Raw genomic sequence first — 14,812 nt, forward strand, 5'->3', positions numbered from 1 at the left:
CACGCATGGGCGACGACGGGCTGCGCGGGCATGTACGCGAGGACGCGCCCGCGGGCGTGGGCGAGGACCCGCGCGGAGACCTGCGCTGGGGCACCATCGCGGGGCTCGTCCGGTCGGCATCGGCACGGTACGGCGACCTCGAAGCCGTCGTCGACGGGCGCGTCCGGATCGGATACGCGCAGCTCGGGGAGCGCGTCGAGCGCGCCGCGGCGGCCTGTGTGGCCGCCGGGGTGGAGCCGGGCGACCGGGTGGCCGTGTGGGCGCCCAACACCCTCGACTGGATCGTCTCCGCGCTCGGCGCGGTCTCGGCGGGTGCCGTCCTGGTCCCCCTCAACACCCGCTACAAGGGCACGGAAGCCGCCTACGTCCTGCGGCGCAGCCGGGCCCGGCTGCTCTTCGTCACCGGCGCCTTCCTCGGCACCTCCTACGTCGCCTCGCTGCGTCGGGCCGCCGCCGAGGGGCCCGGCCGGGGGCCCCTGCCCGGACTGCCGCACCTGGAACAGGTCGTCGTCCTCGCCGAGGACGCCCCCGACTCCTTCCGCACCTGGAAGGACTTCCTCGCGGGCGGGGACCGGATCACGTCGGAGGCGGTGCGCGAGCGCGCCGACGCCATCAGCCCCGACGCCCCCTCCGACATCATCTTCACCTCGGGCACCACCGGCAGCCCCAAGGGCGCGGTCATCACCCACGCCCAGTCCCTGCGCTGCTACGACGTGTGGAGCGAGCTCGCGGGACTCCGCGAGGGCGACCGCTACCTGATCGTGAACCCCTTCTTCCACACCTTCGGCTACAAGGCCGGGATCATCGCCTGCCTGATGCGCGGGGCGACGATGGTCCCGCAGCCCGTCTTCAACGCGGACACCGTCCTCGCCAACGTCGCCGCGGAGCGGATCTCCGTGCTGCCCGGGCCGCCAACCCTGCACCAGTCCCTCCTGGACCACCCGCAGCGCGCCCACCACGACCTGTCCGCCCTGCGGCTCGTCGTCACCGGCGCGGCCGTGGTCCCGCTCCGGCTCGTCGAGCGCCTGCGCGGCGAGCTGCGCATCCCCACCGTCCTCACCGCCTACGGGCTCTCCGAGGCGGGAGGCATCGTCACGATGTGCCGGCGGGGCGACCCGGCCGAGGTCGTCTCCGCCACCTCCGGCCGGCCCATTCCGGACACGGAGGTCGCGGTCCTGGACGGCGACGGGCGGCCCCTGCCGGCCGGACGGCCCGGCGAGATCGCGGTCCGCGGCCACCACGTCATGCAGGGCTACTTCGAGGACCCTGACGGGACGGCGGCGGCGATCACCCCGGACGGCTGGCTGCGCACCGGGGACGTGGGCGTCCTCGACGGAGACGGGAACCTGCGCATCACCGACCGGATCAAGGACATGTTCATCGTCGGGGGCTTCAACGCCTACCCGGCCGAGATAGAGCAACTCCTCGGCCTGCACCCGGACATCGCGGACGTGGCGGTCGTCGGGGTGCCCGATCCGCGCCTGGGTGAGGTCGGCAAGGCCTACGCAGTCCGGCGCCCCGGCTCCACACTCACCGCCGACGACCTGATCGCCTGGTCCCGGCGGGAGATGGCCAACTACAAGGTCCCGCGCGCGGTGGAATTCGTCACCGAACTCCCGCGCAACGCCGGTGGCAAGGTCCTCAAACGCGAACTCCGCGCCCGCCCGTGAGGGCCGGGGCCGCCGACCCGGGGCCGGGCCCGGGTCAGCGGGCGTAGGAGCCGATGCCGACCAGGCAGTAGACGTACTGGTTGAGGACGATCGAGCCGCGCAGGTAGCGGTAGGAGAAGGCGTACTGGGTCCTGGGGTTGCCGCTGCACCGGTCCAGGTCCGAGGTGCCGGGGATGCTCTCGATCACCCGGTAGTGCGCGTCGGACGCCGAGCAGGGCACCTCCTCGACGCCGCTGACGCTGCGGGGCGTCGTCGAGTCGGGCAACTGCCCGTTGAGGCAGGTGCCCCGGTCGAACGGTGTGGGTTCGGGGCTCGGGTCCTCGCTCGGCTCCTCGCTCGGCTCCTCGCTCGGCTCCTCGCTCGGCCCGGAGTCGTACGGGGTGGTCTCGGTGGTCTCGGGATCCGATGTCCGGGGTGAGGGGGTGGGGGAGGGGCTCCCGGAGGAGGACCAGGTGGGGGTCGCGTCGCCGGCGGGCTTCGCGTCGTCGCCGCCGTCGCCGTCACGGAGCAGGAAGAAGCCGATGACCAGCAGTGCCGCGACGGCGAGCCCCACCAGGCAGCCGCGCCCGCCGCCCGTCTGCGGGGCCGGCGCGGGCCGCTGCGGTGCCGGGTCCCCCGCGGGCGGAGGAATGATGCCGCCGGCCCCCGCGATCCAGGCCACGCCGGCCCCGGACACGTGGATGCGCAGCCGCACCTCCTCGGTGCCGACCCGGACCTTGACGAGGTCGCCGTGCCGGCAGGGCGGTATCCGCACGCGGACCGGTCCGGACGGCAGCTCCACGGAGACGATCGCGCCGTGGGCGGCCTGCTCCGGAGTGATCGCTATGAGCATGTCCTGTGACGACACCGGCTGCTCCAGGGAGGGGGGTTGGCGCGCAGGACGCCTGGCGGTTCCTCACAGATTGTGCCGGGTGTCCCGATGGTGCCGCAGCCGTTCCGCGACTCTCAGGAGCGGCGGGCCAGCACCAGCCGCCAGCGCGGAGCCCCGTCGGGCCGGCGGCCGAAGTGCTCCAGCGGGACCGTCTCCACCGTGAAGCCGCAGGCCCGCAGGTCGGCACGCACCCCGCTCAGCGGGAAGGTCCGGTAGTACATGACGAACGGTGGCCGCCACACCGCGTTGCGCACCCGCATCGCGGCGTCGAAACCCGCCACCGCCCACCACACCGGAGAGCTCGGCGGGATCGGGGCGCCGATCGGAAAGGCGAAGAGCCCGCCCCCGCGCAGCGCCGCGTGCACCTCCGAGAAGAGGGCGGGCCGTTCGGAGGGCAGGAAGTGACCGAAGGCCCCGAAGCTGACGGCCAGGTCGTAGCGGTCCGAGAGTTCTGGCGGGAGGGCCCGCGCGTCGGCCCGTACGAAGTCCACCCGGTCGTCGTCCGCGTGCGTGCGCCGGGCCTCGGCGAGCATGCCCGCACTGAGGTCCACCCCGGTGACCCGGTCCCGGCACAGCCGCCGCAGCATGGTGGTTCCGGCACCCGTGCCGCAGCACATGTCCAGGCCGGCGCCGAAACCGCCCTCCCGCTGGGCGAGGGTCTCCTCGACGGCGTCGAGCATCCGGTCCGGCGTGCGGAAGGGGGTGTGGTCGAACTTCGGTGCGAGCAGGTCGTAGCCCCGCTCGACGGAGGAGAGGCCCTGCACTGCCAGTTCGCGGACGCTCGGCCCGTAGGAGGAGAACACGCCTCCAGCCTATGCCCGCCCGGATCCGTCCCGGCATACGTGTGCGGCGGTCGCGGTGGCTCCCCCTCCGGGCCACCGCGACCGCCGTTCCCCCGTTGTTCCCCCGAGCCCCCGTTTCCCCCGTGGGCTCCCCCGTACGTCGTGTGCTGCCTACGGGCGCGGACCGGACGCGTGGTTGTCCAGCGTCCGGATCTCCTCGCCCTCGGACGGGTCGTCGGCCAGCGGCTTGATCTCGATGCCCGACGCGTGGTTGTCCAGGGTCTCGATCTCGGCGCCCGAGGCGTGGTTGTCGAGCGGCTTGACGGTGCCGTCGTTCGGCAGGATGTTCTCGTTCGTCGTCATCGGTTCTCCTGATGGATGGGTGGGACCCGTTCGGCGATTCCCCCGATGACCGCCGAACGGGTGATCCTTCCAAACGGCCCGGATGTCCCCCGACGCACCGGGTCGATGCACCTATCGTGCCGTTCGGCGATAAACGAACGATGAACGCCTCGTTCAACCGGCGTCTTCGCAGGTCAGGCGGCAATCTCTGTGGCCAACAAGGTCTGCACCTCGGCCAGTTCGGCCGAACCGAGCTGCTGGAAGACCGCCTCCGCGTCCCGCCAGCACGCCCGCGCCCGGTCCGTCTGCCCCAGCCGCCGCAGCGCCTTGCCCAGCACCGTCAGCACCGTCGCGCGCCGCCACTCCCCGCCGATGCCGCGCAGTGCGATGGCCTGCTCGGCGTGCGCCGCGGCCAGGGTGGGCCGGCGCGCCGCGAGATGGGCGACGGCGAGCCGGAAGTGGGTGACCCCTTCCCACAGGGGCTGGCGGTTGTCGTGGAAGAGCGCCAGCGCCTCGGTGAGCTGCGTGAGGGCCTCGCCGAGCCGGCCCGCCTCGGTGAGTGCGATGCCGAGCGCGTAGCGGCCGTTGGCCAGCCGTAGGGACAGGCCCATCCGGTCGTAGATGGCGATGCCCTGCTGCGCGAGGTCTATGGCGCTGGTGAGGCGACCCAGTTCCACGTGGATGCGGGAGAGGTTGCACAGGGCGCTCGCCTCGCCGACGTTGTTGCCGTCGGCGCGGAAGTTCTCGATGGCCTCCAGCAGGTACCGCTCGCCGTCCGCGTTCCGCCCCTCGTAGAGCGCGATGATCCCGCGGTCGTTGGGCGCCCAGCAGCTGGGCAGCGGGTCTCCGGCCTCGCGGGCCAGCACCGTGGCCTGGCGGGCTTCGTCGTCGGCCTCGGCGAAGCGGCCGGCGACCAGGTGCACGTTGGTCAGGGTGGTGCGGGCGCGGCCCTCGGCGTAGGGGTCCTTGGCGGCTTGGGCGGCGTCGCGCAGGGCGGCCGCGGCCGACTCGTACTGCTTGGAGTTGGCCCCCGATTCGGCCAGGTCCTTGGCCGCCCACAGCAGGTCGACGGCCCGGCGCAGCACCGGTGAGTCGCCGCCCCGTACGGAGGCCTGGCGTACGCACGCCAGCAGCGGACCTGCCTCGGTGTACAGCCAGTCCAGGGCGGCGCGCGGCTCGGCGAAGACCAGTCCGGGGTAGTGGGTGTCGGACAGGTGCGCGGGCAGCCGGTCGCCGGGGCGTTCCAGGGCGTACACCCCGGAGGCGGTGGCCAGGTAGAAGTCCAGGAGGCGGTCCAGGGCGGCCTCGCGTTCGCTCGGGGGCTGCTCGTCCCGTTCGGCGCAGGCCCGCGCGTAGAGGCGGACGAGGTCGTGGAAGCGGTAGCGGCCGGGCGCGGCGGATTCGAGGAGGGAGCAGTCGACCAAGGCCTCCAGGAGGTCCTCGGTGTCGTACTCGGGCAGGTCGAGGACGGCGGCGGCCGCGGACAGCGAGATGTCCGGGCCGTCGGCCAGGCCGAGGAGGCGGAAGGCGCGCTGCTGGGCCGGTTCCAGCTGGCCGTAGCCGAGCTCGAAGGTGGCCTTGACGGCGAGGTCGCCGGCCTGGAGTTCGTCGAGGCGGCGGCGTTCGTCGGCGAGCTTGGCGGCCAGGACGGAGACGGTCCAGGTGCGGCGGGCCGCCAGCCGGGAGGCGGCGATGCGGATGGCCAGCGGCAGGAAGCCGCAGGCGCCGACGACGTCGAGGGCGGCCTGGCGTTCGGCGCGTACGCCTTCCTCGCCGACGATGCGGGTGAAGAGCTGGAGCGCCTCCTCCGGACTCATCACGTCGAGGTCGACGAGATGCGCCCCGGCGAGGCCGGCCATGCGGACCCGGCTGGTGACGAGGGCGGCGCAGCCGGCGGTGCCGGGCAGCAGCGGGCGGACCTGGGCGGCGTCGCGGGCGTTGTCGAGGAGGACCAGGACGCGGCGGCCGTCGAGGGTGGAGCGGTAGAGGGCGGCCCGTTCGGCCGGGGAGTCGGGGATCGCGGTGTCGGGGGTGCCGAGCGCGCGCAGGAAGGAGCCGAGCACGGCCTCCGGCTCGGCGGGGCGGGCGTCGGTGCCCTGGAGGTCGACGTAGAGCTGGCCGTCGGGGAAGTGCGGGCGGGCGGCGTGGGCGACGTGGACGGCGAGGGTGGTCTTGCCGACGCCGCCGATGCCGGCGAGCGCGGAGACGGCCATGACCTGGTCCTGGGCGCCCCCGGAGAGGATCGTGCCGAGCTCGGCCACGAAGCTGGATCGCCCGGTGAAGTCGGGTACGGTCGCGGGCAATTGGGCGGGCCTCACCTGGGTGGCGGTGGCTGCCGGGGCGGGGTCCTCCGCGCGGGCCAGGTCGGCGTCGGCGTTCAGGATGCGCTGCTGGAGCGCGGCCAGTTCGGGACGCGGGTCGACGCCGAGCTCGTCGGCGAGGAGCCGGCGGGTGTCGGCGTAGACGGCGAGGGCCTCGGCCTGTCGGCCGCTGCGGTAGAGGGCGAGCATGAGCAGCTCGCGCAGCCGTTCGCGCAGCGGGTGGGCGGCGGTGAGGGCGGTGAGCTCGGAGACGGCCTCGGCGTGGTGGCCGACCTCCAGGTCCAGGTCGAGGCGGGCTTCCAGCAGTTGGAGGCGCCATTCGGCGAGCCGGGTGCGCTCGGTCTCGGCGTGCGGGCCGGGGACCCCGGCGAGGGGTTCGCCCTCCCACAGGTCGAGGGCGCGGGCCAGGAGCGTGCGGGCGAGGGAGCGGTCCCCGGCGGCGCGGGCGCCCTCGGCGTCGGCGGCGAGGCTTCGGGCGACGCCGAGGTCGAGGGTGGCTGCGGAGCGCAGTCGGATGGCGTAGCCGCCGGACTCGGTGACGAGCAGGCCCGGGGCCACGACCTTGCGCAGGCGGGAGGCGTAGGTGCGGATGGTGGCGAGGGCCTGCTGCGGCGGGTCCTCGCCCCAGATGGCGTCGATCAGTTCGGGTGCGGTGGCGGTGCGGCCGTCGCGCAGCAGGAGTGCGGCGAGCAGGGCGCGTTGCTGGGGGGTGCCGGAGGGCAGGGCTTCGCCGCCCCGCCAGGCGCGTACGGGCCCGAGGACGGCGAACCGCGACTCGCCCGCCGTGCCGCCTGCGACGGTCTCGGCGGTCTCGGCGGTCGGGGCAGGCCCGGTGGTGCCGCTTGCCGTGGTGGCGTGCCTCTCGCCGGATGCGGCGGCGACCGTCGGCGGTACGGGACCGGTGGGGCGGGCGGCGGTGCCGGCTTCGGACGCGGCGGCAGCCGCACGGGCCTCGGGGTGTTTGCGCGGGTGAGGGATGGCCGGTACGCCGTCCATCTGTCGTCCCCCTGCCTTCCGTCGGTGTAAGGGTCAGTCTGCCCTGTCTGCGCGCACACGTCAGCCCGTCCATGACCGATCCCGGACCAACTAGCTGACGGTTCGTCAGATCAGCGCTACCGTATGAGCCATGGAGACCTTCCCCAAGATCATCTCGGTGGACGACCACACGGTTGAACCTCCCCACGTCTGGAGGGACCGGCTCCCGTCCAGGTACCGCGACACCGGCCCCCGCGTCGTCCGTGCCCCGCTGAAGGAAATGACCTTCCTCGGCGGCAAGTTCGCCCCGGTCATGGGGGCCGCGGGCGACGACGGCCCGATCGGCGACTGGTGGGTGTACGAGGACCTGCACCGGCCGCTCACCCGGCTCGACACCGCCGTCGGGTACGACCGCGACGAGATCACCCTGGAAGTCATCACCTACGAGCAGATGCGCCCCGGCTCCTTCTCGGTTCCCGAGCGGCTCGCCGACATGGATGTCAACCATGTCCAGTCGGCCCTCTGCTTCCCGACCTTCCCCCGCTTCTGCGGCCAGACCTTCACCGAGGCCAAGGACCGTGAGCTGGGGCTCCTGTGCGTACGGGCCTACAACGACTGGATGGTGGAGGAGTGGTGCGGCCCCGACGCCCGGGGCCGGCTCATCCCGCTCACCCTCATCCCGCTCTGGGACGCCCGGCTGGCCGCCGAGGAGGTCCGCCGCAACGCGGCGCGCGGCGTGCGCGCGGTCGCCTTCTCGGAGATACCCCCGCACCTGGGCCTGCCGTCCGTGCACACCGACGAGTGGGATCCCTTCCTCCGGGCGTGCGACGAGACCGGCACGGTCATCGCCATGCACATCGGCTCCTCGTCCCGGATGCCGTCCACCTCCGCGGACGCCCCGCCCGCGGTCGGCTCCACCATCACCTTCGCCAACTGCTGTTTCTCCATGGTCGACTGGCTGATGAGCGGCAAGTTCGAGCGCTTCCCCCATCTGAAGATCATGTACGCGGAGGGCCAGATCGGCTGGATCCCGTACATCCTCGAACGCGCGGACGTGGTCTGGGAGGAGAACCGGGGCTGGGGCGGGGTCGCCGACAAGGTGCTCCGTCCGCCGTCCGAGCTCTTCGCGGGGCACGTCTTCGGCTGCTTCTTCGACGACGCCTTCGGTCTGCAGAACCTCGACGCGATCGGCGCCGGCAACGTCCTCTACGAGACGGACTACCCCCACTCCGACTCCACCTGGCCGAAGTCGCGCGAGGTCGGGGAGGCGCAGATGGGGCACCTGGCGCCGGACACGGTGGACCGCATCGTGCGCGGCAACGCGATCGACCTGCTCGGTCTGACCCCGGACGGCCTGTGGGCGGGACCGGGTTCGGGCGGCTGACCCCGGTCGGTCAGGCCGGTGTCCGGCGGGCCGTAACCCCGCCCGTGCCCTCGCCCGTGTCCGTGTCCGTGTCCGTGTCCGCCGGCACGGTCACGAGCAGGAACGAGACGGCCAGGCCGGCCGCTGCGACGGCCGGCAGCAGCAGCGTGACGTCCACGAGGGCGACGAGCCCGGCGCCCAGGGCCAGGGCCAGCGCGTTCGGTACGAAGACCAGGGTGTTGGCGGTGGCGGCGGTCCGGCCCACGGCGGAGTCCGGCACCTCGCGCTGCACGGCGGTCAGCACGGTGATCAGCACGCACGGCAAGCCCGCGCCGATCAGCGCGCTGCACACCAGGGCCGCGGCCTCGTACGGCAGCGCCCGCCCGCCGCACCCCAGCGCGAACAGGGCGGTGCCGGCCGCCGCGAACACGCGTGCCGGCAGGCGCCGCAGCAGCGGGCCCGCGACCAGCCCGCTCAGGACCGAACCCGCACCCTGCACCGCGTACAGCACCCCCACGTGGGCGGGCGGCCGGCCGAGGACATCGTCGGCGACCGCGTAGACCAGCGCGCCGTTGATCCCGGCCAGGAACATCACGGCGGCGGCGGCCGACACCAGCGGGCGCAGCACCGGTGAACCCCACAGCTGCCGGCCGCCTTCCAGGGCCCGGGCGAAGCCGCCCGCCCGGGGGCCCGTGCGCTCGGGTGCGTCCCGGTCCACCCGCAGCAGCAGGAACAGGCCCGCCGCCAGTGCGAACGTCACCGCGTCGAGCAGGGCCACCGAGGCCCCGCCGAACCGGGTGAACAGGGCGGCGCCCGCCAGCGGCGCGAGGAGCTTCATGCTCTCGGCGGCCGTCATCCGCAACCCGTTGAAGTCGCCGAGGAGGCGGACGTCGACCGCCCTCGCCACCAGGGCGGCCTCGGCGGCCTCGTGGAGCGTGCCACAGAGCCCGTAGACGAGGAGCACGGCGAAGAGCAACCACACCCGGGAGGCCGAGTCGACGAGACACAGGGCGGGCAGCAGCGCGGCCATCACGAGGCAGGCGGCCACCAGCAGGGCCCGCCGCGGCAGCCGGTCGGCGAGCACTCCCAGCGCCGGCCCGGCGAGCACCGGCGCCCACAGGGCGAACACCGTCAGGGCCGCGAGGCTGTCCGATCCGGTGAGCGACTTCACCCAGACCCCGGCCACCAGCCACATCGCCGTCGTGCCGAACCCGGACACCACCACCCCGAGCAGGTAGAGGCCCGCATTGCGGTCCCGCAGGACCCGTCCGCTTCCCCCATCGCGCATGGTGCCAGCGTGCTTCTAAGGCATGCCCGCGCGGATCGGGCACCTGCCCTACACAGGCGGGCGCGGCGGAGTCGGCGCCGTGCGGGCGGTGACGGGCCGGTCACACAGGGGTCGTCGGGCGCCTTGCCGCCGGGCCCGCGGCCGGGGCATGCTTCGCCAGGGCACAGCGGAAGGATCATCATGCCGGTGGACAGGCGGAACGTCGTGACGGCACTGCTGTGCGCGGTGGCGGCCCTGGGCGCCTCCGCCGCGGTGGCGAAGCTCGCGCCGCCCCCCGAGGCGTCCGCTCCGGCGCGGGCCGGGGCCGCGCAGTCCACTCCCTCGCCCACGGCCTCCTCGCGCTCGCACGTGCCGAAGCCGCAGCTGTCCGCCCAGCCCGGGACCACCCTGCCGCCGGCCGTCACGCCCCCGCCCGGCGGGCCCGCCGCCTTCACCGGCGCCCTGTTCACCAACGGCCTGGACAGCGACCACTTCTGCACCGCCACCGTGGTGCACAGCCCCGGACGCAACCTCATCGTCACCGCCGGGCACTGCCTGCTCGCCGGGCAGCAGGGCGACGGGACCGCGGTCTTCGCGCCGGCCTACGCCAACGACACCGCCCCGTACGGCACCTGGAAGATCGAGGAGGTCTTCGAGGACGACCGCTGGGCCGAGGGCACCGACGACGACTACGACCTCGCCTTCGCCACGCTCGCCCCCGACGCCCAGGGCCGTGAGATCGAGGACGTGACGGGCGCGGCCGTGCTGGACACCACCGGCCGGGCCGGTGAGGAGGTCACCGTCACCGGCTATCCCGCCGATCGCAAGATCCCCCGTACCTGCACGGCGACCGCCGTCCGCGAGAGCGCGACCCAGCAGCGCTTCGACTGCGCGGACTTCCCGGGCGGCACCAGCGGCAGCGCGTGGATCGCAGGCGACGGCCGGATCATCGGAATCCTCACGGGCGGGGACACCGACGACGTCTCGACCAGCACGGTGCTGGGGGAGTACGCGGCCTCCCTCTACGCCAAGGCCACATCCGGGGCCCCCGCCAACACGCCACGACACTAGGGCGCGGGTCAGGCCAGCAGGCCCAGGTGGACCGGTTCGGGCGGGGTGTCCCTGAGCAGGTCCGACAGGCGGGGCGGCCAGACCGGTTCGCCCAGGGTGGCCAGGCGCTGCGCGGAGAGCCACTGCCAGTGGATGCCGGGCTCCTCCAGGACCGGCTCCCGGTGCGGGCCCGTGGTGAGGTAGATGTGCTCGTGCTGGCGCACCGGTACGCCCTGGTGGGTGAAGTCGTGCTCCCAGGTGCACAGCAGGCGCTCCGGCTCCAGGTCGGTCCACCCGGTCTCCTCGCGCAGTTCGCGCCGCACGCACTCCTCGGGGCTCTCGCCGGGGTCGATACCGCCGCCGGGCGGCAGCCAGTGGATGCCCACCTCCACGTTGTCCTCGCGGAAGAGGAACACCGACCCGGTGGGGGAAAGGATGACAACGCGCGCCGCGTGACGTGGAGTTCGCCTCATCGATTCAGGGTACGTCGGTGATCGGCGCCGGGGGGCCGGCCCGCCGCTCCCCGTCCGCCCGCAGCCGCCCGCAGCCGACCGCTTCGCGGACACCGCCCGCGCTACTGCCACCGCCACCGCCACCGCCACCGCCACCGCCACCGCCGGTCGGGGCGCGGCGCCGAGCGGGCGTGGACCGCCGTGGCCGTGCCGCCGTGTCCGCTTCCCGGCGGGCCATAGGGCGCGCACATCGTGGACAAACCAGGTCTGAAGGTGCGTTGATGTACGGTCGGGTGAATGAGCAAGCACGCCCGAGCACGCTCCCGCCCCGTCCGTACGAACCGCCGTGCGGCCCGTCGCGTCGTCCTCGCCGCCACGCTCGGCCTGGTGGCCTTCACGGCCGGGTGGGTGTACGTGGCCCAGGATCCGGACCGGGCCGCGGGCGCGGCGGGGGCCACGGCGGACTCCCGTCCGCGGCCCGTGGACCGGGTGGTGCGCGACTCCCCGCGCTCGCCCCTGCAGGGCCTGACCGGTATCAGCGAGCAGACCCGGGCGCGGATCCCCGCCGAGTCCCGTCAGCTCATCCTGGTCACCGGCAGGGCGGCGGACTCCTCCGAGTCCACCGCCGCCCTGTACACCCGCCCCGAGGCCGGGGCGGACTGGGTCAAGGCCGCGAGCTGGCCGGCGCGCAACGGCGCCCGGGGCTGGTCGGCGGAGCGCACGTACGGCGACCTGACCTCGCCCCAGGGCGTCTTCGCGCTCACCGACGCGGGCGGCCTGCTGTCGCCGCCGCCGGGCACGCGGCTGCCGTACGACGAGGACCGGGCCTTCGTGGCCACCGGCCGCGGTGTGAACGGGGAGTCCTTGGTGGGCTCCTTCGACTACGTCGTCGCCATCGACTTCAACCGCCGCCCGGGCCGCTCCCCGCTGGACCCGGTCAAGCCGGACGGCGAGGCCAAGGGCGGCAACATCTGGCTGCACGTGGACCACGACGGCCCCTCCCAGGGGTGCGTCGGCATCCCGAAGGAGGCCATGCGTACGGTCCTGGAGACCCTGGACCCGGCGGCGAAGCCGGTCATCGTGATGGGTCCGGAAGGCTTCTGACGGGGCGACCGTCCGGCGCCGGCCGTCAGTCGCCGAGATCCAGGACGCCGACCGGCTCGCCCTCCCCGCGCTTGGGGAAGGTGGTGGCGACGATCGTCCCGTCGGGGCGTTCCGGCGGGGGGTGGGTCGCGTGTCGGGCGTGTGTCGCGTCCCAGGTCTCGTGGCGCGCGAGGGTCGGTGCGGCGGGCGGGCGGGCGGGTCGAGGTCCAGGTTGGTGATGCCCGGCAGGGAGGCCAGGTGCTCCGCCGGGCCGGGCCGGGCGCGGTCGGCTTCGACCAGTGCGCAGGTGGGTGCGTAGAGGAACCAGCCGGCCTCGGCGTGTGTGTGGTGGATGAGCCGGGACGCGAGGGCGCTGCCTTGACCCGCTGCCAGCATCGTCGCCCCATCCAGGATGATGTGCGTTTCCGTCACCTGCCCCTCGCCTCCGCCAGACGCCGGTCCAACTCGTGCTCCAGGTACTGCTGTTGCGACACGGACCGGGCATAGCTGTTCCAGGCGTGCAGCGCGGCTCGGGCAGCTAGGGCGGCGAGTCTGTCCTTGGCTTCTTCGGGATGCGGATGGTGGCGTCGGCCACGGGCGTGCACCTTGCCGTGATGCAAGGGGGCGGTACGCACCCGTACCTGTACTCGTACCCGTCCCCGTAATCCGCGGACGCCGTGGGTCGGATTCGGTGGGGTGGGGGCTGCGGGTCGCCTCCCTCTTGCCTGACGATCCGTCAGGTACCACGATGGCCCGGCACCGGCAGGACGAATCGGCAGACGAAGGTGAGGCGGGTCCGCCATGGCGCGCGTGTTTCCGGAAGGTCGGCTGGTCTACGGGATGCAGCTCCCGGTCCAGTCGCAGAGCACCCTCTACGCCGAACCCTGGGAGGCATCGGCCGGAGCCGCCGATCTCGCCGAGATTGCGCGGGCCGCCGACCGGTCCGGCTTCGGCTACCTGGCCACCTGCGACCACGTGGCGATCCCGCGGCGCCTCGCGGGAGCCATGAGTACCGTCTGGTACGACCCGGTGGCCACCCTCTCCTTCCTCGCCGGGGTCACCGAGCGGGTCCGGCTGCTGAGCCACGTGGCGATACTCGGCCTGCGCCACCCGCTGGTCAGCGCCAAGCAGTACGCCACCCTCGACCACCTCTCCGGCGGCCGGCTGATCCTCGGCGTCGGCGCCGGCCATGTGGCGGAGGAGTTCGAGGTCCTCGGCGCGGACTTCGCGCGCCGCGGCGCCGTGCTCGACGAGACCCTCGACGCGCTGCGGGTGGCGCTTGGGCCCGAGGAGTACCCGGAGTTCGAGGGCGGGCGGTTCTCCTTCCGGGATCTCGGGCAGCGGCCCCGGCCCGCGCAGGAGCGGATCCCCGTCTGGGTGGGCGGCTCCTCGCCCGCCGCCGTCCGCCGGGCCGCCGTCCGCGGGGACGGCTGGCTCCCGCAGGGCGACCCGCGCGACCGGCTCCCGGAGCAGATCGCCCGTATCGCACGGCTGCGCGCGGAGGCCGGTGTCACCGGCCCCTTCGAGGTCGGCGCGATCACCGAGGCGCTGTACGTCGGCGAGCCCGGCTGGGACACCGGCCGCCGCACCCTCACCGGCAAGGCGGAGGCGCTCGCGGAGTCCCTGCGCGAGTACGGGGCGCTCGGCGTGGACCAGATCCAGGTCCGTTTCCGCAGCCGCGACCGCGCCGAGCTCGTCGATCAGATCGCCGCCTTCGGGGCCGAAGTGGCCCCGCACCTCAACGACTAGGAGCACGGGCATGGGCAAGCTGGACGGGCGCGTCGTCGTCATCACCGGTGCGGCGCGCGGCCAGGGCGAGCAGGAGGCCCGGCTCTTCGCCGCCGAGGGTGCGAGGGTGCTCCTCGGGGACGTGCTGGACGAGCAGGGCGCGGCCGTGGCCCAGGAGATCGGCGAGGACCGGGCCCGGTACGTGCGGATGGACGTGCGCCGGGAGGAGGACTGGGCGGCCGCGATCGCCGCCGCGAAGGAGTCCTTCGGCCGGATCGACGGCCTGGTCAACAACGCGGGCATCCTGCGCTTCAACGAGCTGGCCTCGACCCCGTTGGAGGAGTTCCGGCAGGTGGTCGAGGTCAACCAGGTGGGCGCCTTCCTCGGTATCAAGACCGTGGCGCCCGAGATCGAGGCGGCCGGCGGCGGCACCATCGTCAACACCTCCTCCTACACCGGCCTGACGGGCATGGCGTACGTCGGCGCCTATGCCGCGACCAAGGCTGCTGTCTTGGGTCTGACCCGGGTGGCCGCGTTGGAGCTGGCGGGCAGGGGGATCCGGGTCAACGCGATGTGCCCGGGCGCGGTGGACACCCCGATGGCCAATCCCGGCCTGCTGGACCCGGCGAACACCACCGACGAGGCCCGCGAGGCCATGGCGGAGCTCTACCGGCGGGTGGTCCCGATGGGGCGGGTGGGGCAGCCGGAGGAGATCGCCCGGCTGGCGCTCTTCCTGACCGGCGAGGACTCCTCGTACATCACCGGCCAGCCGTTCGTCATCGACGGCGGCTGGATGGCGGGGGTCAGCGTCCTGTAGCCGAGGCCGTCTGATGGGGCGTCAGGTATTGACGCTCCGGGTCCCGCGGTGGAACAGTCGGGGCATCGAATCTGACGCAACGTCAGAAAAC

The 14,812-nt window shown here is 73.7% G+C and carries 12 protein-coding genes and 1 pseudogene; 6 read left to right on the top strand and 7 right to left on the bottom strand.

Features of this window, described 5'->3' with window-relative positions; all coding sequences use genetic code 11:
* The first annotated feature begins 5 nt into the window (after nt 1-5).
* Complete coding sequence (locus ACFW2G_RS16445; protein ID WP_384584126.1) at nt 6-1,670, top strand: FadD3 family acyl-CoA ligase; 1,665 nt, start codon at nt 6-8, stop codon at nt 1,668-1,670.
* A 34-nt stretch (nt 1,671-1,704) separates the two neighbouring features.
* Here ACFW2G_RS16445 and ACFW2G_RS16450 read toward each other — a convergent pair whose 3' ends face one another.
* From ACFW2G_RS16450 to ACFW2G_RS16465, 4 genes are all read right to left on the bottom strand, one after another.
* Nucleotides 1,705-2,517 (bottom strand): hypothetical protein, encoded by an 813-nt coding sequence (locus ACFW2G_RS16450; protein WP_384584123.1) that lies wholly within the window; start codon nt 2,515-2,517, stop codon nt 1,705-1,707.
* A gap of 98 nt (nt 2,518-2,615) precedes the next feature.
* A complete protein-coding gene (locus ACFW2G_RS16455) occupies nt 2,616-3,344 on the bottom strand; it encodes a class I SAM-dependent methyltransferase (RefSeq protein WP_384584120.1) in 729 nt (242 codons plus the stop codon).
* A gap of 150 nt (nt 3,345-3,494) precedes the next feature.
* The gene (locus tag ACFW2G_RS16460) at nt 3,495-3,686 is read right to left on the bottom strand and encodes a hypothetical protein (protein ID WP_037924937.1); all 192 of its coding nucleotides are present in this window, start codon (nt 3,684-3,686) and stop codon (nt 3,495-3,497) included.
* 173 nt (nt 3,687-3,859) lie between these two features.
* A complete protein-coding gene (locus tag ACFW2G_RS16465; protein WP_384584753.1) occupies nt 3,860-6,982 on the bottom strand; it encodes a BTAD domain-containing putative transcriptional regulator in 3,123 nt (1,040 codons plus the stop codon).
* Between the two features lie 130 nt (nt 6,983-7,112).
* Here ACFW2G_RS16465 and ACFW2G_RS16470 point away from each other — a divergent pair, with 130 nt between their 5' ends.
* Entirely contained in the window at nt 7,113-8,345 is a 1,233-nt protein-coding gene (locus tag ACFW2G_RS16470) for an amidohydrolase family protein (protein WP_037924942.1), read from the top strand.
* A 10-nt stretch (nt 8,346-8,355) separates the two neighbouring features.
* Here ACFW2G_RS16470 and ACFW2G_RS16475 read toward each other — a convergent pair whose 3' ends face one another.
* On the bottom strand, nt 8,356-9,612 hold the full coding sequence (locus ACFW2G_RS16475) for an MFS transporter (RefSeq protein ID WP_384584756.1): 1,257 nt from the start codon (nt 9,610-9,612) through the stop codon (nt 8,356-8,358).
* Nucleotides 9,613-9,792: 180 nt separating this feature from the next.
* Here ACFW2G_RS16475 and ACFW2G_RS16480 point away from each other — a divergent pair, with 180 nt between their 5' ends.
* Nucleotides 9,793-10,662 (top strand): trypsin-like serine peptidase, encoded by an 870-nt coding sequence (locus ACFW2G_RS16480; protein WP_384453203.1) that lies wholly within the window; start codon nt 9,793-9,795, stop codon nt 10,660-10,662.
* An 8-nt stretch (nt 10,663-10,670) separates the two neighbouring features.
* On the opposite strand, the gene ACFW2G_RS16485 is transcribed toward ACFW2G_RS16480, so the two are convergent.
* Complete coding sequence (locus ACFW2G_RS16485; protein WP_304949887.1) at nt 10,671-11,114, bottom strand: NUDIX hydrolase; 444 nt, start codon at nt 11,112-11,114, stop codon at nt 10,671-10,673.
* Between the two features lie 276 nt (nt 11,115-11,390).
* Here ACFW2G_RS16485 and ACFW2G_RS16490 point away from each other — a divergent pair, with 276 nt between their 5' ends.
* Entirely contained in the window at nt 11,391-12,197 is an 807-nt protein-coding gene (locus tag ACFW2G_RS16490; RefSeq protein WP_384453199.1) for a hypothetical protein, read from the top strand.
* 25 nt (nt 12,198-12,222) lie between these two features.
* On the opposite strand, the pseudogene ACFW2G_RS16495 reads toward ACFW2G_RS16490, so the two are convergent.
* Nucleotides 12,223-12,572: pseudogene (locus ACFW2G_RS16495) on the bottom strand (hypothetical protein).
* 405 nt (nt 12,573-12,977) lie between these two features.
* On the opposite strand from ACFW2G_RS16495, the gene ACFW2G_RS16500 reads away from it, so the two are divergent.
* Both ACFW2G_RS16500 and ACFW2G_RS16505 read left to right on the top strand, forming a co-directional pair.
* The gene (locus ACFW2G_RS16500; RefSeq protein ID WP_384584759.1) at nt 12,978-13,925 is read left to right on the top strand and encodes a TIGR03619 family F420-dependent LLM class oxidoreductase; all 948 of its coding nucleotides are present in this window, start codon (nt 12,978-12,980) and stop codon (nt 13,923-13,925) included.
* Between the two features lie 10 nt (nt 13,926-13,935).
* Nucleotides 13,936-14,721 carry an SDR family NAD(P)-dependent oxidoreductase gene (locus ACFW2G_RS16505; RefSeq protein ID WP_384584762.1) on the top strand — a complete coding sequence of 262 codons (786 nt, stop codon included), beginning with the start codon at nt 13,936-13,938 and terminating at the stop codon, nt 14,719-14,721.
* Nucleotides 14,722-14,812: the final 91 nt, after the last annotated feature.

Source organism: Streptomyces sp. NPDC058880, from assembly GCF_042742535.1.
GTDB lineage: Bacteria > Actinomycetota > Actinomycetes > Streptomycetales > Streptomycetaceae > Streptomyces.